27 protein-coding genes are annotated in these 26,589 nt (G+C 71.5%); 17 read left to right on the top strand and 10 right to left on the bottom strand.

The features are described from left to right. Positions 1–10 precede the first annotated feature (10 nt). Together EUA94_RS11420 and EUA94_RS11415 are read right to left on the bottom strand one after the other, a co-directional pair. The gene (locus EUA94_RS11420; protein ID WP_242494812.1) at positions 11–1,099 is read right to left on the bottom strand and encodes a potassium channel family protein; all 1,089 of its coding nucleotides are present in this window, start codon (positions 1,097–1,099) and stop codon (positions 11–13) included. 2 nt (positions 1,100–1,101) lie between these two features. Then, positions 1,102–2,067, bottom strand: coding sequence for a YihY/virulence factor BrkB family protein (locus tag EUA94_RS11415; RefSeq protein ID WP_129427011.1), 966 nt, complete (start codon positions 2,065–2,067; stop codon positions 1,102–1,104). A 68-nt stretch (positions 2,068–2,135) separates the two neighbouring features. Here EUA94_RS11415 and EUA94_RS11410 point away from each other — a divergent pair, with 68 nt between their 5' ends. Together EUA94_RS11410 and EUA94_RS11405 are read left to right on the top strand one after the other, a co-directional pair. Then, the gene (locus EUA94_RS11410; protein WP_129427010.1) at positions 2,136–3,794 is read left to right on the top strand and encodes an acyl-CoA dehydrogenase family protein; all 1,659 of its coding nucleotides are present in this window, start codon (positions 2,136–2,138) and stop codon (positions 3,792–3,794) included. A gap of 137 nt (positions 3,795–3,931) precedes the next feature. Next, positions 3,932–4,279, top strand: coding sequence for a hypothetical protein (locus EUA94_RS11405; RefSeq protein ID WP_129427009.1), 348 nt, complete (start codon positions 3,932–3,934; stop codon positions 4,277–4,279). Here EUA94_RS11405 and pgm read toward each other — a convergent pair. After that, positions 4,260–5,903, bottom strand: a complete 1,644-nt coding sequence (gene pgm, locus EUA94_RS11400) for a phosphoglucomutase (alpha-D-glucose-1,6-bisphosphate-dependent) (RefSeq protein ID WP_129427008.1) — start codon at positions 5,901–5,903, stop codon at positions 4,260–4,262. The two genes, EUA94_RS11405 and pgm, sit on opposite strands and share 20 nt — an antisense overlap. A 134-nt stretch (positions 5,904–6,037) precedes the next feature. Here pgm and EUA94_RS11395 point away from each other — a divergent pair, with 134 nt between their 5' ends. The 4 genes from EUA94_RS11395 to EUA94_RS11380 are packed head-to-tail and all read left to right on the top strand — an operon-like array spanning position 6,038 to position 8,365. Next, positions 6,038–6,388 carry a YciI family protein gene (locus EUA94_RS11395; protein WP_129427007.1) on the top strand — a complete coding sequence of 117 codons (351 nt, stop codon included), beginning with the start codon at positions 6,038–6,040 and terminating at the stop codon, positions 6,386–6,388. Between the two features lie 11 nt (positions 6,389–6,399). After that, positions 6,400–6,771 carry a YciI family protein gene (locus tag EUA94_RS11390; RefSeq protein ID WP_129427006.1) on the top strand — a complete coding sequence of 124 codons (372 nt, stop codon included), beginning with the start codon at positions 6,400–6,402 and terminating at the stop codon, positions 6,769–6,771. Further along, positions 6,768–7,124, top strand: a complete 357-nt coding sequence (locus tag EUA94_RS11385; RefSeq protein WP_129427005.1) for a YciI family protein — start codon at positions 6,768–6,770, stop codon at positions 7,122–7,124. Before EUA94_RS11390 ends, EUA94_RS11385 begins: the two co-directional genes overlap by 4 nt. 53 nt (positions 7,125–7,177) lie before the next feature. Then, the gene (locus EUA94_RS11380) at positions 7,178–8,365 is read left to right on the top strand and encodes an RNA polymerase sigma factor (protein ID WP_242494811.1); all 1,188 of its coding nucleotides are present in this window, start codon (positions 7,178–7,180) and stop codon (positions 8,363–8,365) included. On the opposite strand, the gene glgC is transcribed toward EUA94_RS11380, so the two are convergent. After that, a complete protein-coding gene (gene glgC, locus EUA94_RS11375; RefSeq protein WP_422879898.1) occupies positions 8,362–9,606 on the bottom strand; it encodes a glucose-1-phosphate adenylyltransferase in 1,245 nt (414 codons plus the stop codon). The two genes, EUA94_RS11380 and glgC, sit on opposite strands and share 4 nt — an antisense overlap. A 79-nt stretch (positions 9,607–9,685) precedes the next feature. On the opposite strand from glgC, the gene glgA reads away from it, so the two are divergent. Next, positions 9,686–10,873, top strand: coding sequence for a glycogen synthase (gene glgA, locus EUA94_RS11370; RefSeq protein ID WP_129427002.1), 1,188 nt, complete (start codon positions 9,686–9,688; stop codon positions 10,871–10,873). 135 nt (positions 10,874–11,008) lie between these two features. Beyond that, entirely contained in the window at positions 11,009–11,896 is an 888-nt protein-coding gene (locus EUA94_RS11365; RefSeq protein WP_129427001.1) for a DUF559 domain-containing protein, read from the top strand. A 37-nt stretch (positions 11,897–11,933) separates the two neighbouring features. Here the strand turns inward: EUA94_RS11365 and EUA94_RS11360 are convergent, their stop codons facing one another. Then, positions 11,934–13,295, bottom strand: a complete 1,362-nt coding sequence (locus tag EUA94_RS11360) for a cation:dicarboxylate symporter family transporter (RefSeq protein WP_129427000.1) — start codon at positions 13,293–13,295, stop codon at positions 11,934–11,936. 160 nt (positions 13,296–13,455) lie between these two features. Between EUA94_RS11360 and EUA94_RS11355 the strand changes: the two genes are divergently transcribed. Genes EUA94_RS11355 through EUA94_RS11345 form a run of 3 tightly spaced genes read left to right on the top strand, consistent with a single transcriptional unit; the run spans position 13,456 to position 16,454 of the window. Beyond that, positions 13,456–15,060: a sensor histidine kinase gene (locus EUA94_RS11355; RefSeq protein ID WP_129426999.1), complete on the top strand. Its 1,605-nt coding sequence runs from the start codon at positions 13,456–13,458 to the stop codon at positions 15,058–15,060. After that, positions 15,057–15,752 carry a response regulator gene (locus EUA94_RS11350; RefSeq protein ID WP_129426998.1) on the top strand — a complete coding sequence of 232 codons (696 nt, stop codon included), beginning with the start codon at positions 15,057–15,059 and terminating at the stop codon, positions 15,750–15,752. Before EUA94_RS11355 ends, EUA94_RS11350 begins: the two co-directional genes overlap by 4 nt. A 42-nt stretch (positions 15,753–15,794) precedes the next feature. Beyond that, a complete protein-coding gene (locus EUA94_RS11345; RefSeq protein ID WP_129426997.1) occupies positions 15,795–16,454 on the top strand; it encodes a hypothetical protein in 660 nt (219 codons plus the stop codon). 1 nt (position 16,455) lies between these two features. Here EUA94_RS11345 and EUA94_RS11340 read toward each other — a convergent pair whose 3' ends face one another. Next, positions 16,456–17,892, bottom strand: coding sequence for a glycine hydroxymethyltransferase (locus tag EUA94_RS11340; protein WP_129426996.1), 1,437 nt, complete (start codon positions 17,890–17,892; stop codon positions 16,456–16,458). An 84-nt stretch (positions 17,893–17,976) separates the two neighbouring features. On the opposite strand from EUA94_RS11340, the gene EUA94_RS11335 reads away from it, so the two are divergent. The 6 genes from EUA94_RS11335 to EUA94_RS11315 all read left to right on the top strand — a co-directional run bounded on the left by EUA94_RS11335 (position 17,977) and on the right by EUA94_RS11315 (position 23,853). Next, positions 17,977–20,127, top strand: coding sequence for an aryl-sulfate sulfotransferase (locus EUA94_RS11335; protein WP_129426995.1), 2,151 nt, complete (start codon positions 17,977–17,979; stop codon positions 20,125–20,127). Positions 20,128–20,253: 126 nt separating this feature from the next. Further along, positions 20,254–20,343: a putative leader peptide gene (locus tag EUA94_RS23125; protein ID WP_363321295.1), complete on the top strand. Its 90-nt coding sequence runs from the start codon at positions 20,254–20,256 to the stop codon at positions 20,341–20,343. 76 nt (positions 20,344–20,419) lie between these two features. Further along, a complete protein-coding gene (locus tag EUA94_RS11330; RefSeq protein ID WP_129426994.1) occupies positions 20,420–22,129 on the top strand; it encodes a nitrite/sulfite reductase in 1,710 nt (569 codons plus the stop codon). Beyond that, positions 22,129–22,290, top strand: coding sequence for an Insertion element protein (locus EUA94_RS11325; protein WP_129426993.1), 162 nt, complete (start codon positions 22,129–22,131; stop codon positions 22,288–22,290). Before EUA94_RS11330 ends, EUA94_RS11325 begins: the two co-directional genes overlap by 1 nt. After that, positions 22,287–23,030: a phosphoadenylyl-sulfate reductase gene (locus EUA94_RS11320; protein ID WP_129426992.1), complete on the top strand. Its 744-nt coding sequence runs from the start codon at positions 22,287–22,289 to the stop codon at positions 23,028–23,030. Before EUA94_RS11325 ends, EUA94_RS11320 begins: the two co-directional genes overlap by 4 nt. 79 nt (positions 23,031–23,109) lie before the next feature. Next, positions 23,110–23,853 carry a sirohydrochlorin chelatase gene (locus EUA94_RS11315; RefSeq protein WP_129426991.1) on the top strand — a complete coding sequence of 248 codons (744 nt, stop codon included), beginning with the start codon at positions 23,110–23,112 and terminating at the stop codon, positions 23,851–23,853. Here the strand turns inward: EUA94_RS11315 and EUA94_RS11310 are convergent. The 4 genes from EUA94_RS11310 to EUA94_RS11295 are packed head-to-tail and all read right to left on the bottom strand — an operon-like array spanning position 23,817 to position 26,573. Next, positions 23,817–24,539 carry a DNA alkylation repair protein gene (locus tag EUA94_RS11310; protein ID WP_129426990.1) on the bottom strand — a complete coding sequence of 241 codons (723 nt, stop codon included), beginning with the start codon at positions 24,537–24,539 and terminating at the stop codon, positions 23,817–23,819. The genes EUA94_RS11315 and EUA94_RS11310 overlap by 37 nt on opposite strands. A gap of 11 nt (positions 24,540–24,550) precedes the next feature. Further along, on the bottom strand, positions 24,551–24,934 hold the full coding sequence (locus tag EUA94_RS11305; protein WP_129426989.1) for a DUF3037 domain-containing protein: 384 nt from the start codon (positions 24,932–24,934) through the stop codon (positions 24,551–24,553). After that, positions 24,931–25,722 (bottom strand): HipA family kinase, encoded by a 792-nt coding sequence (locus EUA94_RS11300; protein WP_129426988.1) that lies wholly within the window; start codon positions 25,720–25,722, stop codon positions 24,931–24,933. The genes EUA94_RS11305 and EUA94_RS11300 overlap by 4 nt, the downstream gene beginning before the upstream one ends. Further along, positions 25,719–26,573 (bottom strand): polyphosphate kinase 2 family protein, encoded by an 855-nt coding sequence (locus tag EUA94_RS11295; protein ID WP_129426987.1) that lies wholly within the window; start codon positions 26,571–26,573, stop codon positions 25,719–25,721. Before EUA94_RS11295 ends, EUA94_RS11300 begins: the two co-directional genes overlap by 4 nt. Positions 26,574–26,589 lie beyond the last annotated feature (16 nt).

The following is a 26,589-nucleotide window of genomic DNA, read 5'->3' as shown; positions in this document are numbered from 1 at the left end:
AGCTCACGCCCTAGTCGTCCTCGTCGGCGAGCTCTTCGCCGTGCGTGCCGGGACGCGGCGCCCACGGCAGCTCCTTGGCGGGACGTACGACGATCAGCCGGTCGCCGCGGGCGAGGAGCGAGACCACCGGGTCGAAGTAGCGGTAGACCTTCTCGTCGCGTACGACGGCGATGACCTGGTCGGGCAGCCGCTGGGGCTGCTTGCCGACCTCGTTGACGAGCAGGTCGCGCTCGGCGACCTCGAGCCCCTCGCCGTACGTCATCAGGTCCTCCATCACCGAGCCGAGCGTCGGCGACATCGACGAGAGGCCGAGCAGCCGGCCGACGGCGTCGGAGGAGGTGATGACCGAGTTGGCGCCGGACTGGCGCATGAGCGGGACGTTCTCGTGCTCGCGCACCGCGGCGACGATCCAGGCGTCGGGGTTGAGCTGGCGGACGGTCAGCGTGACGAGCACGTTGGAGTCGTCACGGTCGGTGGTGATGATGACGTGGGTGGCCTTCTCGACACCGGCCTGGCGCAGCACGCCACGGCGGGTGGCGTCGCCGGCGATGCCGACGAGCTGGTCGCGGTTGGCCTCGTCCATGGCGACCTGGTCCGGGTCGACCACGACGATCGAGGCACGGTCGTAGCCGTTGCTGACGAGGGTCTCGATCGCGCTGCGGCCCTTGGTGCCGTAGCCGACGACGACGACGTGCTGGTCCATCTTCTTCCTCCACCGGGCGACCCGGAACATCTCGCGTCCCTGGGAGGCGAGGACCTCCAGGGTGGTGCCGATCAGCAGGACCAGGAAGGCGATGCGGGCCGGTGTGATGACGATGGCGTTGATCAGCCTCGCCTGCGGGTCGGCCGGGGCGATGTCGCCGTAGCCGGTCGTGCTGAGCGTGACGGTCGTGTAGTAGAACGCGTCGAGCAGCGTCAGGTCGCGGCCCGGGTGGGCGTTGTCGCGGTAGCCCTCGCGGTCGAAGTAGACCAGCAGGACCGTGCCGACCAGGATCCCCACAGCGGCCAGCACCCGGCGGCCGAGCTCCCACCACGGTGACCGCTGCCGGTCCGGCAGGGACACCCGCCCCACGCTGGGGTGGTCGGTCTCGGGGCGCACGATCAGGAGTCTCGCACGCTGATCCGCTCGCGCAGGCGCTGCACCAGCTCGAGCCGCGCGCGCGTCGTGCTGTTCTGCGGGAACACCGTGTCGAAGGCGGCGTTGACCGCCGCGCCGATCAGCACGGCCAGGGCCAGGAGGTAGAGCCAGAGGAGGACGGCGATGGGGGCGGCCAGCGGGCCGTAGATCGATCGCGACTCGGCGGCGGTCACCGTCAGCACCCAGCGCAGGAGGTAGGACCCGGCGACCCAGCAGAACAGCGAGAACGTCGCGCCGGGCAGGTTGAACCGCCACTTCGTCCGCACTGGCACGGACACGTGGTAGAGCGTGGCGAGGAAGCAGATGCAGAGCGCCAGGACCAGCGGCCAGTAGAGGGCGTTGACGAAGTCGAGCCGGGCGGGCAGCACCCGGTCGACCAGCGTGGGTCCCGCCACCACGAGCGGGATGCTCAGCGCTCCGGTGACCATCGCCATCACGTAGAGGACGAACGACAGTGCGCGGGTGGCCACGATCCCGCGATGGCCCCCGAGGCCGTGCATGATCGTGATGGTGTCGACGAAGACGTTGAGGGCGCGCGAGCCCGACCACAGCGCGAGGATGAAGCCGATCGAGATCACGTCGTAGCGACCGCCGTCGAGGACGGTGTCGATGGTCGGCCGGATGATGCTGTTGACCGCCTTCTCGGTGAGCGCCTGGCGCGACACCTCCAGCACCGCGTTGCGGATGTCGTCGACCTGCGTGTCGGTGAAGCTCTCGCTGACGAAGCCGACCGCCCCCGCGAGCGCGAAGACCAACGGCGGCACGGACAGCACGGCGAAGAAGGCCGCCTCTGCGGCGAGGCCGGTGACCCGGTGCCGCAGGCACGAGCCGACCGTCGTGACGATGACCCGCCACAGGTGCTCGCCCCAGCGTCGGGCGATGACCTCGAGCCGGTGCGGGGCAGGGTTCTCCTCGCGCGCCTCGACCATGCCGTCACGCTAGCGACTGGTGCCCCCCTCGACGCGAATCCCGGCGGCGATCCGCCTACGGTGTGCGCATGACGGACCTCACCCAGCCCGTTGACCCCCGTGTGGCCACCAACCAGGCGCCGGCGCTCGTGGGCCACAACGTCGTCACCTCCGACGTCGCGCTCACCGAGGCGGTCGCCCGCCACGGCTCGCCGGAGCTCGTCGAGGAGCTCGTCCCGCTCGGTGCGGAGGCCGGCACCGAGGAGGCGCGCGAGCACGGCGTGCTCGCCAACCGCCACCACCCCGAGCTGACGACGTACGACCGCTTCGGCAACCGGATCGACGAGGTCGAGTTCCACCCGTCGTGGCACTGGCTGATGGAGCGCGCGGTCGGCCACGGCCTGCAGGCCGCACCCTGGGAGCAGCAGGAGGCCGGCGACCCGTACGCGCACCTCAAGCGCGCGGCCGGCTTCTTCGCGTGGTCGCAGACCGAGCCGGGGCACGGTTGCCCGATCTCGATGACGTACGCCGCCGTGCCGGCGCTGCGGGCCGACGACGCGATCGCGAAGGAGTGGACACCGCTGCTCGCGGCCCGCTCGTACGACCCGGGCGTGCGACCACGGTCCGAGAAGAGCGGTGCCCTGGCCGGCATGGGGATGACCGAGAAGCAGGGCGGCTCCGACGTCCGGGCCAACCAGACGCGGGCGGTGCGCACGGACGAGGACGGCTGGTACGCGCTGCACGGCCACAAGTGGTTCACCTCCGCCCCGATGAACGACCTCTTCCTCGTGCTGGCCCAGGCCGAGGGCGGGCTGTCGTGCTTCGTCGTGCCGCGGGTGCTGGCCGACGGCACCCGCAACCGGATCGACGTGGTGCGGCTCAAGGACAAGCTCGGCAACCGGTCCAACGCCTCCAGCGAGCTCGAGCTCGACGGCACCCTCGCGCAACGACTGGGCGACGAGGGTCGGGGGGTGCGCACGATCATCGAGATGGTGGCCGCGACGCGGCTCGACTGCGTCCTCGGCTCGGCAGCGCTCATGCGCCACGCGCTGGCCGAGGCGTCCTGGCACGTCGCCCACCGCTCGGCCTTCGGCGGGCTGCTCGTCGACAAGCCCCTCATGCTGAACGTCGTCGCCGACCTCGCGATCGAGTCCGAGGCCGCCACCGCCCTCGCCATGCGGCTGGCCGCGGCGGTCGACCGGCCGGGCGACGCCCACGAGGTGGCGCTGCGCCGGATCGCTCTCCCGCTCGCGAAGTTCTGGGTCTGCAAGCGCACCCCCGCGATGGTGGCCGAGGCGCTGGAGTGCCTCGGCGGCAACGGCTACGTCGAGGAGTCGGGCCTGCCGCTGATGTTCCGCGAGTCGCCGCTGAACTCGATCTGGGAGGGCTCGGGCAACGTCAACGCCCTCGACGTGCTGCGCGCCCTCGGCCGCGAGCCGGAGGTGCTGCAGGCGTGGATCACCGAGGTGGGCGCGGCCCGCGGTGCGGACAGCCGGCTGGACCGCGCCGTCGACGACACGCTCGCGCTCCTCGGCGACACCGGGGCGCTCGAGTCCGGCGCCCGGATGCTGGCCGGCCGGATGGCCGCCTGCCTGCAGGGCTCGCTGCTGGTGCGCTTCGCGCCGCCCGAGGTGGCCGACGCCTTCTGCGGGAGCCGGTTCGGGACGACGTACGGCGGCACGTTCGGGATGCTGACGAGCGGGTCGCTGCGGGCGATCGTGGACCGGTCTGTACCAGTGGTGGCGTAAAGCCTCGCGAATCATCAAGTTTCGTCGAAGGCCTCGGTCGTGCTCGGGTCATCGGCCATCCGGTGTCGGGGGCGGGACGTACGTTCTGCTCACTGCGGCTGTGGGGGCTGCGTGACCGATACCTGTGGGGGTACGCCATGACGAAGATGTCCAGCACCATGTTCAGCGTGGGCACGCTGCTGCGTCACGCCCAGGACACCGGCGCCGACGTGAAGGTGCTTGTCGAGGGCACCTGGATGGAGGGCCGCGTCCTCGGCTGCGACGGCCTCGGCGCCATCCTCGACGGCGCCCAGTCGCAGTTCCTCGTGCGGCTCGACCACGTGACGGCGGTGGAGTTCTCCCGCGCCCAGATGGACGCCGACTTCGGCGACGCGGGCGCCCCCCGCGCCCACGGAGGGGCCAGTGGCCCGATCGAGGCCGGACCGGTCACGGTGCCCGCCCCGTCGCGCGGCGAGTACCACTTCCTCACCGCAAAGCCGTACTGACGACCTCTCGCGCCTCGTCCTGCACCTGGGCGAGGTGCTCGGGTCCGCGGAACGACTCCGCGTAGATCTTGTAGACGTCCTCGGTGCCGCTCGGTCGCGCCGCGAACCAGGCCGACTCGGTGGTCACCTTGAGGCCACCGATCTTCGCGCCGTTGCCGGGCGCCTCGGTGAGCTTGCCGGTGATGGCCTCCCCCGCGAGCGTCGTCGCGGTGACGTCGTCGGGCGAGAGCGCGCCGAGCTTGGCCTTCTCCTCGCGGGTGGCCGGTGCGTCGATGCGGGCGTACGCCGGGTCACCGTGCTGCGCGACCAGCTCGGCGTAGTGCTCGCTCGGTGTCTTGCCGGTGGCGCCGAGGATCTCGCTGGCCAGGAGCGCCAGCAGGAGCCCGTCCTTGTCGGTCGTCCAGGTGGAGCCGTCGCGGCGCAGGAACGACGCGCCCGCCGACTCCTCGCCGCCGAAGCCGAACGAGCCGTCCATCAGGCCGGGCACGAACCACTTGAAGCCGACCGGCACCTCGACGAGCGGCTTGCCGATCGACGCGGCCACCCGGTCGATCATCGAGCTCGAGACGAGGGTCTTGCCGATCCGCGCGGAGTCCGGCCACCCGGGGCGGGCGCCCCCGAAGAGATAGCCGATGGCGACGGCGAGGAAGTGGTTGGGGTTCATCAGGCCGGCGTCCGGCGTGACGATGCCGTGCCGGTCGGCGTCGGCGTCGTTGCCAGTGGCGATGTCGTACTCGTCCTTGCGTCCGACCAGGGACGCCATCGCATAGGGCGAGGAGCAGTCCATCCGGATCTTGCCGTCCCAGTCGAGCGTCATGAAGCGCCACGTCGGGTCGGCCAGCGGGTTGACCACCGTCAGGTCGAGCCGGTGCCGCTCGGCGATCTCGCCCCAGTAGGCCACGCTCGCCCCGCCGAGCGGGTCGGCGCCGATGCGCACCCCGGCGTCCCGGATCACGTCGAGGTCGAGCACCTGCGGCAGGTCGTCGACGTAGGTGCCGAGGAAGTCGTACGAGCCGACGGCCGCGCGCGCCTTCGCGAAGGTCACCCGTCGTACGCCCTCGATGTTGCCGCGGATCAGCTCGTTGGCGCGGGCGGCGATCACGGTCGTCGCGTCGGAGTCGGCCGGCCCACCGTGGGGCGGGTTGTACTTGAAGCCGCCGTCCTGCGGCGGGTTGTGCGACGGGGTGACCACGATCCCGTCGGCGAGACCCGCGCCCGTCGTACGCCCCTGGTTGGCGCGAATGATCGCGTGGCTGACCGCGGGGGTCGGCGTGAAGCCGTCGCGGTCGTCGACCAGTACGGTGACGTCGTTGGCAACGAGGACCTCGAGCGCCGTGGCCCAGGCCGGCTCGGAGAGGGCGTGGGTGTCGCGGCCGATGAAGAGCGGCCCGTCGTAGCCCTGGTCCTTGCGGTAGTCGCAGATCGCCTGGGTCGTCGCGGCGATGTGGATCTCGTTGAAGGAGGTGGTGAGGGACGTGCCGCGGTGACCGCTCGTGCCGAAGGCGACCTGCTGCGCGACGTCGTCGGGGTCGGGCTCCAGGTCGAAGTAGGCCGTGACGAGGTGGGAGACGTCCACCAGGTCCTCGGGGCGGGCGGGCTGTCCTGCTCTCTCGTGGATCGCCATGGCCCCATCTTGGTGGGTTGCGCAACTCCCGTCGAGAAAGGTGCGGGCCGGGTGTCGAATCGGGCACGCTCGGTCCGTCAGAGTGGTGAGGCCGCAACCTGCGGCCCGCGACGAACGAGGAGCACACCGACGCGATGAGCCGCTACCTGATCCTGCTGCCCGCACCCGAGGCCGAGTGGGCGGACCTGCCTCCCGAGGAGCACGAGAAGGGCCATGCCTCCCACGTGCAGTTCCACGAGGACCTCAGCGCCGGGGGGCACACCCTCGTCACGGTGAGTCCGCTGGAGCCGTCCGCGCAGGCGACGTCCATGCGTCCCGACGGCAGTGGCGCTGCGCTCGTGACCGACGGGCCTTTCAGCGAGACCGCTGAGCAGGTGGTGGGGTTCTACCTGATCGATAGCGAGGACGAGGACGGCCTGCGGGCCGCCTGCAAGCGGTTCGCGGCGCGCGGCGAGCACATCGAGCTCCGACGTCTGGCCGAGTGAGGAGACCTGAGATGACCGACTACATCGTGCTGCTGCTGGGCGACACCGAAGCGTGGTGGGACACGCCGGAGGAGGACAAGAAGGCGACCTATGCCGTGCACGGGCACTTCACCGAGGAGCTCGAGCGACGCGGCCACACCATCGTCGGTGGCGCCGAGCTGCCGCGCGCGTCGGAGGCGAAGTCGCTGGCGCCCCACTCCGACACCGTCACCGACGGTCCGTGGACCGAGACCGCCGAGCAGCTGGGTGGCTACTACGAGGTCCGCACCGACGACCTCGACGACCTGATGGACGTCTGCAAGATCCTGTCCGCCACGGGCGACGCCGTCGAGGTCCACCGCAAGATCACCGGAGACGGTTCGAGCGGGGAGGTGGCGTCGTGAAGTACCTGGTGCTGCTGATCGGCGACGGCGCGGAGAAGCCCTGGCCCGACCAGACCGAGGACGAGCAGGCGGCCGCGATGGCGAAGTTCGGCGCGTTCTCCGAGGCCTGCGCCGCACGCGACGGCGTCGAGATCCTCGCCGGCGAGGCGCTGAGCGACCCGCGCGACGCCACCGTGATGCGTACGACGTCGGGCAGGGTCGCACTGACCGACGGCCCCTACGCCGAGGTGATCGAGGGGATGGGCGGGTTCTACCTCGTCGAGTCGCCCGACCTCGACGTGCTGGTGGAGCTCATGAAGGTGCTGCCGCCGTACGACATCCAGATCCACCCGACCGTCGACGTGACGCTCTGAGCGACGACCTGGACGACCTCGAGCGGGTCGTACGACAGGAGTGGGGCCGGCTCGTGGCCCTGCTCCTGTCGCAGTTCCGCCGGCTCGACCTCGTCGAGGACGCCCTCGGCGACGCGGTGGAGTCCGCCAGCCGCACGTGGCCCGTCGACGGTGCCCCCGACAACCCGGCCGCCTGGCTGATGACCGCCGCGCGGCGGCGGGTGCTCGACCGGCTCCGCACCGAGGAGGTGGCGCGCCGCAAGCTGCCGGTGCTCGTCACCGATGTCGACCTCCGCCAGCCAGGAGGGCGCACCATGGCCGACACCGGCAGCCTCGTCGAGGACGACGTCCTCCGGCTGGTGCTCATGTGCGCGCACCCCGCCCTGGCGCCCGAGTCGGCCAGCGCGCTCAGCCTGCGGCTCGTGCTCGGCGTCCCGACGCCCGACATCGCCCGGCTGTTCCTGGTGCCCGCGCCGACGATGGCCGCCCGCATCACGCGCGCCAAGAAGCGCATCGTCGGTGCCGGCATCCCGTTCGCGGTTCCGGATGCCTCGGTCCTGACGGAGCGGCTCGACCTCGTCGCGCAGACCGCCTACCTCGCCTTCACCGCCGGCTACGCCCCCGGCACCGGGCCCGACCTGCTGCGCGCCGACCTGTCCGGCGAGGCGATCCGGCTGGCGCGCGTCGTCCTCGGCCTGCGCCCCGACGAGCCCGCGCTGGTGGCGCTGCTCGCCCTCATGCTGCTCCAGCACTCCCGGCGCGACGCCCGGGTGTGGGACGGCCGGCTGGTGCTCCTCGCCGACCAGGACCGCACCCGCTGGCACCACGACGAGGTCGCCGAGGCCATCCGGCTGCTCGGCGCGCCGGCCCTCTCCGGACCGCTCACCCAGTTGGCGGCGTCGTACGTTCTCCAGGCGCGGATCGCGGTCGAGCACGCCACCGCCCCGACCGCGGCCGACGCCAGGTGGGACCGGATCGTCGAGCTCTACGACCTGCTGCTGCGCGTCACGCCGTCGCCGTCCGCCCGGCTGGCGCGCGCCGTCGCGGTCGCGGAGGACCGCGGTGCCGCGGCGGGCCTGGCTGCGCTCGAGGGACTGGAGATCCCGTCCAGCCACCGGCCGGCCGCGGTCCGCGCCGAGCTGCTGGCGCGCTCGGGGGACACGGACGCCGCGCGGGCGGCGTACGACCAGGCGATCGCGGCGTGCCGCAACGACGTCGAAAGGGCCTTCCTGGTCGAGCAGCGCGAGGCGCTGGACTCCTAGCTCTCGACCTTCTGCTGCTTGGCCAGCACGGTCAGGCCCTCGTCCACGACGAAGCCGCGGGCGCGGTCCTCCTCGTGGTCGACGCCGATGCGCGCACCGGGCGGCACGATGACGCCCTTGTCGAGGATCGCGTTGCGCACCACGGCGCCCTCACCGATCTGGACGCCGTCCATCAGGACCGAGTCGGACACCTCGGCGCCGTCCTTGACCCAGACGGCGGGCGAGAGCACGGACTGGTTCACCGTGCCGCCGGTGATCACGACGCCGGGGGACAGGATCGAGTTGAAGGTCGACACCCCGGCGCCGCTCGCGCCCTCGACCAGCTTGGCCGGCGGGTGCGGGCCGTAGCTGGTGTAGATCGGCCACGCGTTGTTGTAGAGGTTGAAGACCGGCAGCGGCGAGACGAGGTCCTTGTGCGCGTCGTAGTAGGAGCGCATCGTGCCGACGTCGCGCCAGTAGCCGCGGTCGCGGTCCGTCGATCCCGGGACCTCATTGTCCTTGTAGTCGTAGACGGCCGACTCCGACGTGTCGACGAACCACGGCACGATGTCGCCGCCCATGTCGTGCTTGGACTGCTCGCGGTCGGCGTCGCGGGTGACGGCGTCGACGAGGGCGTCGGCGGTGAAGACGTAGTTGCCCATGCTCGCGAGCACCTCGTTCGGCGAGTCGGGCAGGCCGACCGGGTCGGTGGGCTTCTCGAGGAAGGCGCGGATCTTCTGGGGATTCGACGGGTCGACGTCGATGACGCCGAACTGGTCGGCCAGGCTGATCGGCTGGCGGATCGCCGCGACCGTGCAGCCGGCGCCGGACTCGACGTGGTCGGCGACCATCTGCGAGAAGTCCATCCGGTAGACGTGGTCGGCGCCCACCACCACGACGATGTCGGGCTGCTCGTCGGTGAGCAGGTTGAGCGACTGGTAGATCGCGTCGGCGCTGCCGAGGTACCACCGCTTGCCCACGCGCTGCTGCGCCGGCACCGGGGTGACGTAGTTGCCCAGCAGGTTCGACATCCGCCAGGTCGTGGTGACGTGGCGGTCGAGGCTGTGCGACTTGTACTGCGTGAGCACGACGACCTTGAGGTAGCCGGAGTTCACGACGTTCGACAGCGCGAAGTCGATCAGGCGGTAGATCCCTCCGAACGGCACCGCCGGTTTGGCCCGGTCGGCCGTGAGCGGCATCAGACGCTTGCCCTCACCGCCTGCCAGGACGACTGCGAGGACCTTCTTGCGCGGGGGCGTGATGGCCATGCGACGAAACTAGTGGTCCGCGGGGGCGCGGTCGACCTCCCTACGGATCTGGTTGTCGTACTACGGTCGGCCCATGCGCATCGACGTCCTCAGCAAGGAGTACCCACCGGAGGTCTACGGCGGTGCCGGAGTCCACGTCGCCGAGCTGGTCCGCGCCCTGCGGGTCCTCCCCGACATGGACGCGCGGGTGCGCTGCTTCGGCGCGCCGCGCTCCGAGCCCGGCACCACGGCGTACGCCGAACCGGCGTCGCTCGCGGGCGCCAACCCGGCCATCCGTACGCTCGGCGTCGACCTCGCGATGGTCGACGACTGCGCCGGTGCCGACCTCGTGCACTCCCATACCTGGTACGCCAACATGGCCGGCCACCTCGCCGGGCTGATGCACGGCATCCCCCACGTCGTCAGCGCCCACTCCCTCGAGCCGATGCGGCCGTGGAAGGCCGAGCAGCTCGGTGGCGGCTACGCCCTGTCGAGCTGGGCGGAGCGCTCGGCGTACGAGGGTGCCGCCGGGATCGTGGCGGTGAGCGCCGCGATGCGCGACGACGTGCTGCGCAGCTATCCGGCGGTCGACCCCGCCCGCGTCCACGTCGTGCACAACGGCATCGACACCACGCAGTGGTCCCCGATCGCCAACCCCGACCGCGTCCGCGAGCTCGGCCTCGACCCCGACCGCCCGAGCGTGATCTTCGTCGGCCGGATCACCCGCCAGAAGGGCCTGCCGCTCTTCCTCCGCGCGGCTGCAGCTCTGCCGCCGGACGTGCAGCTCGTGCTGTGCGCCGGCGCTCCCGACACCCCCGAGATCGAGGCCGAGGTGCGCGGGCTGGTCGAGGACCTCGCCGCGACCCGCTCCGGCGTCGTCTGGATCGCCGAGATGCTCCCCCGCCCCGACGTCGTCGCGCTGCTCACCGCCGCGACGGTCTTCGCCTGTCCGTCGATCTACGAGCCGCTCGGCATCGTCAATCTCGAGGCGATGGCCTGCGAGACCGCCGTCGTCGCCACCGCCACCGGTGGCATCCCCGAGGTCGTCGTCCACGGCGAGACCGGCTGGCTGGTGCCGATCGACCAGGCCACCGACGGCACGGGCACCCCGCTCGACCCCGACCGCTACGTCGCCGACCTCGGCGCCGCCCTCACCGACGCGGTGAGCGACCCCGACCGCGCACGGGCGTACGGCGTGGCGGGGCGCCAGCGCGCCATCGAGTCCTTCAGCTGGGACGCCATCGCAGCCCGTACGGTCGACCTCTACCGCTCCCTGGTCTGACCGGCCAACGGACCGAACGGCAGCTACCTCGGTCCGCGCCGGCGGGGCAGCCACCGCTGCCGGGACGTTCGGTCCGTTGGTCGGACCTGTGGACGACGAGAGCGCGCCTCTGCCTCGGCGGGCGACAGTGGGCAGATGGAGATCGCTCGGCTGATGCCGGTCCTCGGCGGAGTCGCCTCGCGCCAGCTCGTCGTCCGCCTCACTTCGCGGCGGGCGCTCGACGAGGCGCTCGCGACCGGCGTCCTCGTACGCGTCGCGCGGGGCCGGTACGCCGTACGGGAGCTCCACCAGGGCACCGAGCTCGCGCTCAAGGTGGCGGGGCACGTCTGCCTGGTCTCGGCGGCGCTGGCCCACGGGTGGAAGGTCAAGGTGGTTCCACCCCTGCCGCAGATCGCTCTGCCGAAGGACCGCCGGCTCGATGACGACACCCGAGCGCTCATGGACGTCAGGTGGATCGACCTGGGCAACGGCGACGTCGAGGGCCTCGCTACCAACGCCGCCACGACCCTCGAGATGTGCGGTCGGAGACTGCCGTTCGACGAGGCGCTCGCCATCGCAGACTCCGCCCTGCGTGACGGCTTCCCGGCGAGTCGCCTGCGGTCACTGGCGGCGGAGGCGCGCGGACCGGGCTCCGCGCGCCTTCGACGGGTCGCGCAGCACGCGGACCATCGGGCGGCGAACCCCTTCGAGTCGGTGCTGCGGGCCATCGCCCTGGATGTGCCCGGTCTCAGCGTGGAGCCGCAGGTCCGCCTCCGCGGGGCGCTCGCGCTCGACGTACGACCCGACCTCGCGGACCGGACCCTCCGCATCGTCCTCGAGGCGGACTCGTTCGAGTGGCACGGCGACCGGGCGGCGCTTCGGCGTGACGCCCGACGCTACGACCTGCTCGGGGCGAACGGCTGGCTGCTGCTGCGGTTCGCGTGGGAGGACGTCATGCACGACGCCGAGTGGGTGCGGTCCGTCCTCGTCGAGGCGACGGACCGACGGACCAAAGCCCTGGGCCAGCCGGCTGCTCAGGCGTGAGCAGTCAGTCGGTCCAGGGCTTCGGTCCGTTGGTCGGTCAGCGGGTGCTGGCCATCTCCTCCGCAGGCGAGGCAGGCGGCGGCGAGGTGTCGTGGTCGTCGACCATGGTGGCCTCGTCGAAGCGGTCCTCCCCCGACAGCACCCGCTCGAGCTGGGCGTGGTCGATGGTGCCGGTCCACTGCGCGACGAGGAGCGTGGCGACCGAGTTGCCGGCGAAGTTGGTGACCGCGCGGGCCTCCGACATGAAGCGGTCGATCCCGACGATCAGGCCGACACCGTCGAGGAGCTCGGGCCGGTGCGACGACAGTCCGCCGGCGAGCGTGGCCAGGCCGGCGCCGGTGACACCGGCGGCACCCTTGGAGGCGATGATCATGAAGAGCAGGAGCGAGACCTGCTCGCCGATGCTCAGCGGCTTGTCGAGCGCGTCGGCGATGAAGATCGACGCCATCGTCAGGTAGATCGCGGTGCCGTCCAGGTTGAAGGAGTAGCCCGTCGGCACGACGACGCCGACGGTGGTCTTCTCGACACCGGCGTGGTTCATCTTGGCGATCAGGCGCGGCAGGGCCGACTCGGACGACGAGGTCGAGACGATCAGCAGGAACTCGCGGCCGAGGTACTTGAAGAGGCGCAGGATGTTGACGCCGGTCACCAGCTTGAGGATCAGGCCGAGGACGCCGAAGACGAAGACCGCGCAGGTGAGGTAGAACGCGATCATGATCGTCGCGAGGCTCTTGAGGGCGTCGACGCCGGTCTCGCCGACCACCGCGGCGATGGCGGCGAAGGCGCCGACCGGGGCGGCCCACATGATCATCGCGAGCACCCGGAAGACCAGGCGCTGCAGGTGGCCGATGCCGATGAGGATCGGCTCGCCGGCGCGACCCATGGCCTGCAGCGCGAAGCCGACCAGCAGCGCGACGAGCAGGGTCTGGAGCACCTCGCCCGAGGTCAGTGACGAGAGGAGCGAGTCGGGCACGATGCCGGTGATGAACTCGGTGGTCGAGCCGTGGCCCTCAGCGGCCTGCTCCTGGCCGACGCCCGCGACCTCGTCGGAGAGGTTGAGGCCCTTGCCCGGGTCGAGCAGGTTGCCGACGACCATGCCGATCGCGAGCGCGACGGTGGACATCGACAGGAAGTAGGCGAGCGCGAGCCCGCCGACCTTGCCGACGCTCGCCGCGCTGCGTACGGAGCCGACGCCGATGACGAGGGTGCAGAAGATGACCGGCTGGATCATCATCTTGATCAGCGCGACGAACGTCGTGCCGATCCACTTGAGGCCCACCGCGAAGTCGGGGAACACGAGGCCGGTGACGGCGCCGAGGACCACCGCGATGATGACGGCGATGTAGAGGTAGTGGGTGCGGTCGCGTGTGACCGTCGTCCCTGGGGTGGTTGTGCTCATCGTTCCTCCGACTCCGGTGCTGCTGGATGGGTTGAGCCGGGCCTGTGCCCGCCGTCACATCCTGCGACCCGCTGTGACGGCGGTCACCCTTGTGTGCGTTGAGTTCACGCCCCCGCTGGACCCCGTGGCACACCCGCGCGGGTGCGGGCACAATGCCCGCATGCGACGACGGGCTGCGAGCGAGAGTCCGGTCGCCCGCCAGATCCTGCTGCTGCAGGTGGGCGTGGTCGTCGTGCTCGTCGTGACCGCGGTCGCGCTGGCTGCGTGGGACGCACGCAACGACTCGCGCGAGAGCGCGCGGGCCCAGGCGACCGGGGTGGCGCGCTCGGTGGCGGACTCCCCGTTCGTACGTCGGGAGGTGGGCGAGGCCGACCCCACCGAGCGGCTGCAGCCGTTCGCCGAGGAGGTCCGCCGCGACACCGGCACCGACTTCGTGGTGGTCATGGACACCGACCGCACGCGCTACACGCACCCGGACGTCGAACAGATCGGCCGGGCCTTCGTCGGCGGGCTCGGCGGTGCGCCGCAGGGTGAGGTCTTCACCGAGGAGTACGTCGGCACGCTCGGGCCGTCCGTACGCGCAGTCGTGCCCGTCGTCGACGGCGGCGAGGTCGTGGCCCTGGTCGCGGTCGGCATCAAGGTCGACCGGCTCGACCGCCAGCTCGTCCGCGACCTGCCGGGCATCAGCCTCGCGGCAGGCGCGACCCTCCTCGCCGGACTGCTGGGCGCCTGGCTCATCTCCCGTCGGCTGCGCCGCCAGACGCACGGGCTCGGCGAGCGCGAGATCACCCGGATGTACGAGTACTACCGGGCCGTCCTGGGCGCGGTCCGCGAGGGCCTGCTGCTCGTCGACGCGGACCGCCGGGTCCAGCTCGTCAACGACGAGGCCGTACGGCTGCTCGCCCTGCCCGACGACGTCGAGGGGCGCCTGCTCGACGAGCTCGGCCTGCCACCCGGGCTGGTCGCCGCCGTGGAGCAGCGCTCGGCCGTGGCCGACCAGACGTACGTGCTCGGCCAGCAGGTGCTCGTCCTCAGCACCTCGCCCGCCTACTGGAACCAGGACGAGGTCGGCGCGGTCGTCACCGTCCGCGACCGCACCGAGCTGCAGGCCGTCACGGGCGAGCTCGACCTGGTCCGCGGGCTCACCGAGTCGCTCCGCGCACAGAACCACGAGGCCGCCAACCGGCTCCACACGATCGTGTCCCTGGTGGAGATGGGCCGCACCGAGCAGGCCGTCGCGTTCGCCACCTCCGAGCTGGAGGTGGCGCAGGGCCTCGCCGACGAGCTCGTCTCGGCCGTCGACGAGCCCGTGCTGGCGGCGCTGCTGCTCGGCAAGACCGCGCAGGCGGCCGAGCGCGGCATCGACCTGGAGATCGCGGGCGGCCTGCCCGCCGACCTCCCCGTGGACGGCCGCGACCTGGTGACCCTCGTCGGCAACCTGGTCGACAACGCCTTCGACGCCGTTGCCGAGACCCGGGCGACCACGCCCCAGCGGGTGCGGGTCAGCCTGCGTGGCGACGCCGACAGCCTGCACGTCGAGGTCGACGACTCGGGGTCGGGGATCGCAGCCGAGGACCGCCCCCACGTGCTCGAGCGCGGCTGGTCGAGCAAGGCCCAGCACGGCCGCGGGCTCGGCCTGGCGATGGTCGCCCAGGTCGTCTCCCGCAACGGCGGCACGCTCGAGGTCACCGACTCCCCGCTCGGCGGCGCGCGGTTCGTGGTCGGCGTACGCAGTCCGCAGCCCGCGCACGGTGGCGCGTCGTGAGCGTCCGGGTGCTCGTCGTCGAGGACGAGGAGGTGGCGGCCGAGGCGCACGCGACGTACGTCGGGCGGATGCCCGGGTTCGAGCTGGCCGGGGTCGCCAGGTCGGCCGGTGAGGCGGTGCGGTTGCTCGACCGCGACAGTGCGGTCGACCTGATCCTGCTCGACATGCACCTCCCCGACGGCCACGGGCTCGGCCTGCTGCAACGACTGCGGGCCGAGGGACGGCAGGTCGACGTCATCGCGGTGACGTCCGCCCGCGACACCGAGGTGGTGCGCCGGGCGGTCTCGCAGGGCGTGGTGCTCTACCTCCTCAAGCCGTTCACCTTCGCCGCCTTCCGCGGCAAGCTCGAGCAGTACGCCGAGTTCCGCGCGCAGCTCGAGCGCTCCCCCGCCGACGTGGTGCAGGACGATGTCGACCAGCTCTTCGGCGCCCTGCGTACGCGGCCGACGGGCGACACGCTGCCCAAGGGGATGAGCCTGGACTCCCTGCGCGCCGTTGTCGTGGCCCTGCGCGGCCGTCCCGAGGGCCTGTCCGCCGGCGAGGCCGGCGAGCAGGTCGGCGTCTCCCGAGTCACGGCCCGCCGCTACCTCGAGCACCTCGCCGACGAGGGCCGGGTCACCCGCGCGCCCCGCTATGGAGGGACCGGACGGCCCGAGGTCGGCTATGTCTGGACCGGTGCCGATCCGGGCTGAAAGACCTTGCCGTCCGGGAGCGGTGCGGGTCTACCGTTACTCATGAGCCAGCCACCGGTCGAGCCCGCACCTCCGGGGGTGCGCGCCCAGATCCTCGCCACCGAGCACTGGGGCCTGCTGGCGGTGCGCAGCCAGACGTGGAGCGAGGTGATGGGGCGGATCACGTCGCAGCTGATGTTCACCTCCGCCTCGCTGCTGTTCCTCGCCCTGGCCGGCCAGGCGATGTCGTACTCCTCCACGTTCCGGCTCCTGGCGATCCTCCTGGGGCTGACACTGCTGGTCGCCGGGACGCTCACGTCGTTCCGCGTCCACAACGCGAGCCAGGAGGACTACATGTTCATCAAGGGGATGAACCGGCTGCGGGCGGCGTACATCGACATCGACCCCAGCCTCGCGCCCTACTTCATCACCGGCCTGCACGACGACGAGGCGGGGATCGGGCAGACCTACGACATGGGCGTCCATCGACGCAGTGCGAGCCAGGTGCTGGCGAGCTCCGCGATGTTCATCGTCGTGGTCAACACCCTCGTCGCAGCCGGCATCACCGCGTTCGTGCTCTGGCCGTGGGGTGGCGCGCCGACCGCCGTCGGCGCCTTCGTCGTCGGGGCGGCACACTTCGCCACCTGGGTCTGGCTGGGCTACCGGAGCTGGCAGGTCAACATCGACCCCGCTCACGTGCGGTTCCCCACGCCCGGCGCGTGACTCAGCTCAGGACGAGACCTGGGTAGAGCGGGTGCTTGTCGAGCATCTCGGCCGAGCGTGACGTGACGCGGTCGGCGACTCCGTCGCCCAGGACGTACGACGCCTCGCTGGGGTCGCCGGCCTTGGTCGTGCCTGCCTGGGTGTTGCTCAGCACGTCGACGATGAGCTCCGCGACGGTGTCGAACTCGTCGTGGCCGAAGCCGCGGGTGGTGAGCGCCGGGGTGCCGAGCCGGACGCCGGAGGTGTACCACGCACCGTTGGGGTCGGCCGGGACGGAGTTGCGGTTGGTGACCACGCCGGCGTCGAGGAGGGCGGACTCGGCCTGCCGACCGGTGAGCCCGAAGCCCGACACGTCGACCAGGACGATGTGGTTGTCGGTGCCGCCGGTGACCAGGTTCGCGCCGCGCGTCAGGAAGCCCTCGGCGAGCGACTTGGCGTTGTCGGCGACCTTCTGCGCGTACGTCTGGAACGACGGCTGGCGGGCCTCGGCGAACGCGACGGCCTTGGCCGCCATCACGTGCGACAGCGGGCCACCGAGCACCATCGGGCACCCGCGGTCGACGTCGGCCGCGAACTCCTCCTGCGCCAGGACCATCCCGCCACGCGGGCCGCGCAGCGACTTGTGCGTCGTCGTGGTGGTGATGTGGGCGTGCGGGACGGGGTCCTCGTCGCCGGTGAACACCTTGCCCGCGACCAGACCGGCGAAGTGCGCCATGTCGACCATCAGGACCGCGCCGACCTCGTCGGCGATCTCGCGCATCTTCGCGAAGTTCACCCGACGCGGATAGGCGGAGTAGCCCGCGACCAGCACGAGCGGCTTGAACTCGCGCGCCTTGGCGGCCACCACGTCGTAGTCGAGCAGTCCGGTCTCCGGATCCGTGCCGTACTGCTGCTGGTGGAACATCTTGCCGCTGATGTTGGGGCGGAAGCCATGGGTGAGGTGGCCGCCGGCGTCGAGCGACATGCCGAGGAGGCGCTGGTTGCCGAACTCGTGGCGCAGCGTCTCCCAGTCGGCCTCGGTGAGCTCGTTGACGTTCTTGGCCTGCAACTTCTGCAGGTAGGGCGTCTCGACCCGGTTGGCCAGGATCGACCAGAAGGCGACGAGGTTGGCGTCGATCCCCGAGTGCGGCTGGACATAGGCGTACGGCGCGCCGAACAGCTCGCGCGCGTGCTCGGCGGCGAGCGCCTCGACGGTGTCGACGTTCTGGCAGCCGGCGTAGAAGCGGTGGCCGACGGTGCCCTCGGCGTACTTGTCGCTGAACCAGGTGCCCATCGTCAGCAGGACCGCCGGCGAGGCGTAGTTCTCGGAGGCGATCAGCTTGAGCGAACCCCGCTGGTCGGTGAGCTCCTGGCGGGTGGCCTCGGCGATGCGCGGCTCGACCGACGCGATGACCTCGAGGGCCTGGGAGTACGCGCTGCTGATGAGGGAGTCCGTCATGGCGGACAGCCTAGAGGGACCGTGTTGCGCCCCCGACACCGTCTCGGGGCACCTATCGTGTGCCACCGACCCCGAGGAGCAGGCGTGCGCACCAGGCTGTGGATGACATTCGCGACGGCGGCCCTGGCTGCGACCTCGCTGCCGGTCCTGACCGGCACGGCCCAGGGCGTCGCAGCACCGGGGGCGACCATCGGCGTCGGCGCGGGTGCGTCCATGTGGCCCGCCTTCGCCCCCGCGATCCCGCGCTACGCCGTGAGCCCCGCCGCTGACGGCAGCGTGCAGGTGGCCGTCGTCGGCGCCGAGGCCGTCGCCTTCGACGGCGTGCCCGACGCCGACGGCGCTCGGCTCTTCACCGGGCTGGCCCCCGGCGACGAGATCTCGGTCTTCGTCGACGACGGCTCGGGCAGTGGCCGCCACGCGTTGTACGTCCTGCCGCAGGGGTTCCCGCGGTTGGCGGGGACGGTGTCGGGAGCGGTCGCGCCCGGGCTCGTCGCCCTGACGCTCAACCGCTTCGACGGCGGGACCGCCCCCCGTTTCGAGGCGATCGTCGACCGGCAAGGCGTCCCGACGTACACCCGGCGCATCACCGACGGCACGTCCACCGACCTCAAGCAGTCGCCCAGCGGCGCGCTCACCGTCCACCGCCCCACCTCCACAGCCAGCAGGACCGGTACGGCGCTCGTCGAGCTCGGCGACCAGATGCAGGAGGTGGCCCGTCGCGAGACGGTGGGGCGGGTGGACACCGACAACCACGACGGCCTGCTGATGCCTGACGGGTCCGTGTGGCTGGTCGGTTACGAGCCCAACGAAATCACCAGCAAGATCGACTCCGTCATCCAGCACGTCGCTGCCGACGGCACGGTCCTCTTCGACTGGAGCACCGCGGCGTACGCCGACGAGACGACCGTGGCCAACCAGGCCAACCCGGACTACGCCCACATCAACTCCATCGACGTGCAGGCGAACGGTGACGTGGTCGCGTCCTTCCGCCACTTCGGGTCGGTCTGGCGCATCGCGGGTGCCGATCGTCCCGGGACCCAGAAGTACGACGTGGTCTGGAAGCTCGGCGGGCGCGACAGCTCGTTCTCGTTCGCTCCGGGTGAGGACGGTCCGTGCGCCCAGCACACGGCGACGCTGCTGCCGAACGGCAACGTGCTGATGTTCGACAACGGCGGCAACGTCCTGTTCGGCGCCCGCTGCGTCGACCAGGACGATCCGGGGGGCGCGCTCGTCGACCGTTCGAGCACGCGCGTCGTCGAGTGGGACATCGACGAGGTCGCGGGCACGGCGACGGTGGCGAGGCAGTACGGCGCCAGGGACCGCTTCAGCGGGTTCGCCGGCGGGGCCTTCAAGCTGTCGAACGGCAACGTGCTGATCGCCTGGGCGCCCTCGCGGCTCACCCTCGCCAACGAGGTGTCGGCAGACGACGCCCCGGTGTGGGAGCTGAAGGACACGGCAACCGAGAGCGAGCGCTACACGAGCTATCGGGCCCAGCTCGTGACGGTCCCGGACCGCATCGACCCGGCGGTCACCCTGGACGGCCTCGCGGACGGCACCACTGTCGCGCAGGGCAACACTGTGCCCGTCACGTTCTCGTGCACCGACCGTGGCGGCTCGACGCTGCAGGCCTGCGACGGTCCGGCCGGCCGACGCCTGGACACCACCACTGCCGGCACCCGCACCTGGTCGGTCACCGCCCGCGACGGCGCCGGACGTACGACGACTGTCACCCGCTCGTACACGGTGGCCGCTGCCCCGACCACCGCGCCACCGACGACCGCGCCGCCTGCCGCCCCGGCACCTGCGCCCCGCCCCGCCTCGCCCGACCTCTCCCTGCGAGTGCCGCGCGGCCCGTGGGTCGGTGCCGGCGACCTCGCCCCGACCGCCCAGACGGCACGCGCCGCGGTGCGCGCCGGACGCACCACCCGGGCGTACGTCCGGGTGCGCAACGTGGGTAACGCTCCGGGGCGCTTCCTGCTCACGGCCCCGTCCTCGCTCGCGGAGGGCACCGTCGAGGTCGCGTACGTCCACCGCGGCCGGGCCCGCACCCGGGCAATCAGCGGTCGAGGCTGGCGTGCCCCCGTCCTCGATCCCGGCGAGAGCCTTCGTCTCGAGGTCCGCGTGACGGCGCTGCCAGGTGTTAATGCCGGCCGGAGCACCGTCCGGGTCAGGGCCTCGTCCGCGGCGGGACACGACCGCGTACGTCTGGTGGTACGCCAGCTGCCGGCACTGTGACCTGGGCCGCACTCGACCCTTCCCACACGCCTGAGCGAGCGGCGCGATCTCACATCGTGGAGTCGCGTCTCACCATGAGAGATTTCGCCTTGTGGAACGGGTGTCCACTCCCTGAGACTTCTTGACATGGTCACCGCTTCCACCCACGCACACCTTGTGGTCCGACGTCACGTCGACCTCATGCGCGTGGGCAGCGCGACCTGTTGGCATCGCTGAACCGCCGCCCCCAGAAGCCCCCTTCCGCGCTCAACGACGCGCGCGGCACTCCTCAGCGAACAGGAATTTCCTGATCATGCCCGACCTCCGGTTCAAGCCCCAGGCTGCCCAGAGCACCGACATCCCGCGCCCCAAGCGCGCGGAGGGTCAGTGGGCGCTCGGCTACACCGAGCCGCTCAACAAGAACGAGCAGTCCAAGAAGGACGACGACCCGCTCAACGTGCGGGACCGCATCCTCTACACCTACTCGCGCCGCGGCTTCGACTCGATCGACCCCGCCGACCTCCGCGGCCGCTTCCGCTGGATGGGCCTCTACACGCAGCGCGCCCCGGGCTTCGACGGCGGCAAGACCGCCCAGCTCGAGGAGGAGGAGCTCGACGACCGCTACTTCATGATGCGGATCCGCACCGACGGCCAGATCCTCGACGGCGCCGCCCTGCGGGCGCTCGGCGAGGTGTCGACGGCGTACGCCCGCAACACCGCCGACATCACCGACCGCAACAACATCCAGTACCACTGGGTCGAGATCGAAAGCGTCCCGGCGATCTGGGAGCGCCTCGAGGCGGTCGGGCTCACCACCCTGGAGGCGTGCGGTGACAGCCCGCGGCCGTTCCTCGGCTCCCCCGTCGCCGGCATCGCCAAGGACGAGATCATCGACGGCAGCTCGGCGCTCGAGGAGATCAAGCGCCGGGCGCTGGGCAACCCCGACTTCTCGAACCTGCCGCGCAAGTTCAAGACCGCGCTGACCGGGCACCCCAGCCACGACGTGGCGCCCGAGGTCAACGACGTCTCCTTCGTCGGCACCGTCCACCCCGAGCACGGCCCCGGCCTCGACCTGTGGGTCGGCGGCGGCCTGTCCACGAACCCGATGCTGGCCCACAAGCTCGGCGTGTGGATCCCCCTCGACGAGGTGGCCGACGCGTGGGAGGGCGTCGCGGGCATCTTCCGCGACTACGGCTACCGCCGGCTGCGCTCCAAGGCGCGACTCAAGTTCCTGCTCGCCGACTGGGGCAAGGAGAAGTTCCGCGAGGTGCTGGAGAACGAGTACCTCCACCGCGCCCTCGTCGACAACCCCTCCCCCGAGGCGCCGCTCACGCAGGGCGACCACATCGGCATCCACGAGCAGAAGGACGGCCGCTTCTACGTCGGCGCCGCGCCGGTCGTGGGCCGCATCGACGGCACCACGCTCTCGTCGCTCGGCGACCTCGTCGAGAAGTACGGCGCCAGCGGCGCCCGCCTCACGGCGTACCAGAAGCTCGTGGTGATCGGCGTCGCGGCCGAGGACACCGCGGCCTTCGCCGACGACCTCGAGACGATCGGCCTCACCGCGCGGCCCAGCAACTGGCGTCGCTCGACGATGGCCTGCACCGGCATCGAGTTCTGCAAGCTCGCGATCGTCGACACCAAGGAGCGTGCGCGTGCCCTGGTGACCGAGCTGGAGAAGCGCTTCCCCGACCTCGACGCCCAGATCTCGGTCAACGTCAACGGCTGCCCCAACGCCTGCGCCCGTACGCAGGTTGCCGACATCGGGCTCAAGGGCCAGCTCGTCCTGGATGCCGACGGCAACCAGGTCGAGGGCTTCCAGGTCCACCTCGGTGGCGCGCTCGGGCTGAACCCCGCCTTGGGTCGCAAGCTGCGCGCGCACAAGGTGACCAGCGCCGGCCTCGACGACTACGTCACCGCCGTCGTCTCGGCGTACCTCTCCGACCGCACCGACGGCGAGCCGTTCGCCGCCTGGGTGACCCGGGCTGACGAGGTCCTGCTCCGCGGGGAGCCGGTGGCCTGATGAGCGAGCGCGCCACGCCCTTCCACTGCCCCTACTGCGGGGACGAGAACCTGTTCCCGCGCGAGGGCGCAGGGGCCTGGGAGTGCCGCTCGTGCCTGCGCGCCTTCACCGTCCAGATGACCGGGATGATCCCGCGTCCGGCACTCGGAGGCCAGACATGAGCCTCTCGACCCGCGCGGCCCGCGACTTCAAGGGCACCCACACCGAGGGGCGTACGCCGGAGGAGCTGCGCGAGCTCGTCTCCCACGTCGGCGCCGAGCTCGAGCTCGCCCCCGCCGAGGTCATCATCCAGTGGGCCGTCGCCACCTTCGGCAACCGGTTCGCGATCACCTCGTCGATGGGCGACGCCGTCCTCGCCCACCTCGCGTCGAAGGTCGCCCCTGGGATCGACGTCGTCTTCCTCGACACCGGCTACCACTTCATCGAGACCATCGGCACCCGGGACGCCGTCGCGGCAACGCTGCCGGTCAACCTGCGCACCGTCAGCACGTCCCTGACCGTCGCCGAGCAGGACGAGCAGTACGGCAAGGACCTCTACAAGACCGACCCCGACCTGTGCTGCGCGCTCCGCAAGGTCAAGCCCCTCGCCGACACCCTCGCCGAGTACGACGCCTGGGCCACCGGCCTGCGCCGGGCCGAGACCCACAACCGGGTCATCGCGCCTGTCGTCGGCTGGGACGCCCGCAAGGGCAAGGTCAAGGTCTCGCCGCTGGCCCGCTGGAGCGACGAGCAGGTCGACACCTACATCGCCGACAACGGTGTGCTGGTCAACCCACTCGTGCACGACGGCTACCCCAGCATCGGGTGCTGGCCCTGCACCCGCCGCGTCGCCCCCGGCGACGACCCGCGCAGCGGTCGCTGGGCCGGCACCACCAAGACGGAATGCGGGATCCACGCATGAGTCACCCACAGTCCAGCGACAACGTCGTCGCACCCACCCGCAAGAACCGCACCACTACGCACGATCGGAGGCACCCCTGATGGCTGCTCCTGCTCTGGTTGCCCTGGCCCACGGAAGCCGGGACCCACGTTCGGCCGCGACGATCAAGTCGCTCGTCGCCGAGGTCAAGGGCATGCGCCCCGACCTCCGCGTCGAGACGGCGTTCCTCGACCTCGCCAAGCCGTCGTTCGACACGGTCGTCGACCGCCTGGTCAAGGCCGGCTTCGACGAGATCGTCGTCGTCCCCCTGCTCCTCACCGAGGCCTACCACGCCAAGGTCGACGTCCCTGAGGTCATCGCGAGCGCCATGGCGCGCCACGAGGGCCTCAAGATCCAGGCCAGCCGGATCCTCGGCATGGAGGCCGCCTTCCTCGAGGTGCTCGACGTGCGCCTGCGCGACGCCCTCAAGGCTGCCCGCGTACGCGAGCTCGACGCCCTCGTGCTGGCAGCCGCCGGGTCCTCCGACCCGCTGGCCAACCAGTCGGTCGCCCGCATCGCCCGAACCTGGGCGGCTCGCCACCGCCTGCCCGTCACCGCCGCCTTCGCCTCCGCGACGCCCCCCGCCACCGGCGAGGCCGTCCGGGCGCTCCGCGCGGAGGGGAAGCGCCACATCGCGGTCGCGTCGTTCTTCCTCGCGCCGGGACGGCTGCCCGACCGCGCCGGCGAGCTCGCGCTCGAGGCCGGAGCCGTCGCCGTGTCCGACCCGCTGGGCGCGCACCCCGCAGTGGCTCGCGCGATCCTCGCCCGCTACGCCGTCGGCGCGGTGGAGCTGGTTCCTGTTTGATGCTTCAGCGCCTCGCGGCGTGACAACCCGCTCAACCGGTCGGCGTGGGTCCCGACGAAGGTCCGGACCCACGCCGGATCCGTCCTTGCGTGCTGGCGCAGCGCCCAGCCGAGCGCCTTGCGGACGAAGAAGTCCTTGCCGTACGCCGTGTCGTCGAGGTTGGCGACCAGCACCCGCTCGAGCAGGTCGGTGTCGGTCTGTTCCGCGTGCCGGAGCTGGGACAGCATCGCCGTACGCCGCACCCAGAGGCTGTCGTCGACGAGGGACCACGCGTCCATCACCGGCGTGACCTCGACCCGGTGGTCGAGCAGCACCTGACCGACCAGGTGCGACGCGACCTCGTCGACGACGTCCCACCAGGCGGCAATCCGCACCAGCTGCTCCAGCAGCGGCAGCAGGTCGGGGTCGACCCACTGGCAGTGGGCGTGGTGGCGAAGGAGGGCGACCGCGGCGTACCACTCCTCCCGGTGGGCGGCGTCCTCGAACAGCTCCAGCGCCGCCGACTCCCACTGGGCGCGGTCGATGAAGCGGTGCTCCGCGAGCAGGGGCGTAAGCAGCGCCTTCAGCTCGGGAGCTGTGAGCCCGGCGTAGGGCAGGTCGGACTTCATGTACGCCTGCTGCTGGGCGGCGCGCACCGGGTCGCCGGCACCGGCCAGTGCCGCGCGGACGGCGCCGACGTACGTCATCGCGGGTGGCCTCAGCCCACCAGGCGCTCGCGCAGGTGCTCGAGCTGGCGGGCCGGGTCGTGGGTGACGCCGCCGTGCACCGGGCCGGGCTGGAGGACGGTGCTGCGTGGTGCCTTGAGGAAGCCGAACCGCTGCCCGAGCGACTGACGGGCGGCCTCGCCGGCGCGCTCGTCACCGCGGCACACGAGCTCGACGAAGGACAGCGCCTCGCGCACCTGGTCGACGTCGATCCCCGAGTGCAGCGCGTGCAGTCGCTCGGCGTCGACGTGGCACACGACGTCGAGGTAGTCGGCGGCCTGGCAGTGCAGGACGACGCCGACGTTGAGGAACTCCTCGCGGTCCGGTCGAGGCACGCAGCGGAGCACGACGTACTGGTAGGCGAGGCGGGTGCTCACGACGGGGCCTCCGGCAGCCACTGGCGGGTGCCGAGCCGCGCGACGAGGAAGTCGACGTACGCCGACCGCAGGGCGTCGGGCCCCAGGTCACCGGACTCTGCCGCGCCCGGCACCGGCTCGAGCCAGACGTCGGGCACCGCGGCGAGGATCTCCTCGAAGGCCGCGCGGTCGAGCCCGGCGGCGATCTCCCCGTCGAGCTCGCGGGCCCGGCCGGCGCAGGTCTCGAAGACGTGGCCGGAGACATCCCACGGCTGGTCCGCGAACTTCGCCGGATCGGTCACGCCGGAGCGCCAGCCGTGGTGGAAGTAGAGCGAGGCACCGTGGTCGATGACCCAGAGGTCGCCGTGCCACAGCAGCAGGTTGGGGTTGCGCCACGAGCGGTCGACGTTGGCCGTGAAGGCATCGAGCCAGAGCACCCGCGCGCCCTCGTCGTCCGCGACGCTGATCTGGCCGTCGACCCCGAACGATCCCGGCAGGAAGTCGATTCCGAGGTTGGCGCCGACGCTGGCGTTGAGCAGGTCCTGCACCTCCTCGTCGGCCTCGTACCTCGCCAGCTCGGGGTCGAGGTCGAGCTCCACGAGGCGCGGCGTGCGCAGACCGAGGCGGGTGGCGAGGCCGCTGACGACGACCTCGGCGACCAGCACCTTCGCGCCCTGACCGGCACCGCGGAACTTGCAGACGTACGTCCCGAGGTCGTCGCCCTCGACGACGCCGGGCAGGCTGCCGCCCTCGCGCAGCGGGGTGACGTAACGCGTGACAGTGACGGCGGGGAGTGGGCTGGCGGTCACTGGACGGGTGCCTCCCCGATCAACCGGGCGGTCTCGGCCTCGACGTCGAAGTCGGCGGCCGGCCACTGCAGGTCGAGTCCGCGAAGGGTGTCGAGGAGCAGCTGTCCGACGGCGAGGTTGCGGAACCACTTCTTGTCCGACGGCACGACGTGCCACGGGGCGATCTGCGTGCTCGTGCGCTCGAGAGCGGTCTCGTACGCCTCGCGGTAGGCGGGCCAGAACGCGCGCTCGTCGATGTCGCAGGGGTTGTACTTCCAGTGCTTGTCCGGATTGGCGAGCCGCTCCGCGAGCCGGGCCTTCTGCTCGTCGGCACTGATGTGGAGCATGCACTTGATGATCGAGACACCCTCGTCGACGAGGCGTGCCTCGAACTCGTTGATCGCGCCGTAGCGGCGCTCGATCTCGTCGGGCTCGGCGAAGCCGCGCACCCTGGCGATCAGGACGTCTTCGTAGTGCGAGCGGTCGAAGACGCCGATGTAGCCGGCCGGCGGAAGGCCCTTCTCGATCCGCCACAGGAAGTCGTGGGCGCGCTCCTCGTCGGTCGGTGCCTTGAAGCTGGTGATTCGCACGCCCTGAGGGTCGACGAGACCGATGGTGTGGCGCAGTACGCCGCCCTTGCCACTGGTGTCCATGCCCTGCAGGACGACCAGCACACGACGCTCGCTGCCGGCGGTGCGCTCGGCCCACAGCCGCTCCTGCAGGTCGGACAGCTCGGACCCCAGGTCAGCCAGTGCGGTCTGGCCGTCGGCCTTCTTGCCGTCGAAACCCGGCGCTGCGTCGGTCTCGATGGAGGCCAGGTCGACCGGTCCGGGGTGCAGGCGCAGGGCTTCGGCGATCGCGGAGGTCGTCATGGGCCCATCATGGCGC

The organism is Nocardioides zhouii, assembly GCF_004137345.1.
In the GTDB taxonomy this organism is placed as follows: domain Bacteria; phylum Actinomycetota; class Actinomycetes; order Propionibacteriales; family Nocardioidaceae; genus Nocardioides; species Nocardioides zhouii.
The sequence above is the reverse complement of the archived record's forward strand: the minus strand, read 5'-3'. Positions and strand labels throughout refer to the sequence as shown.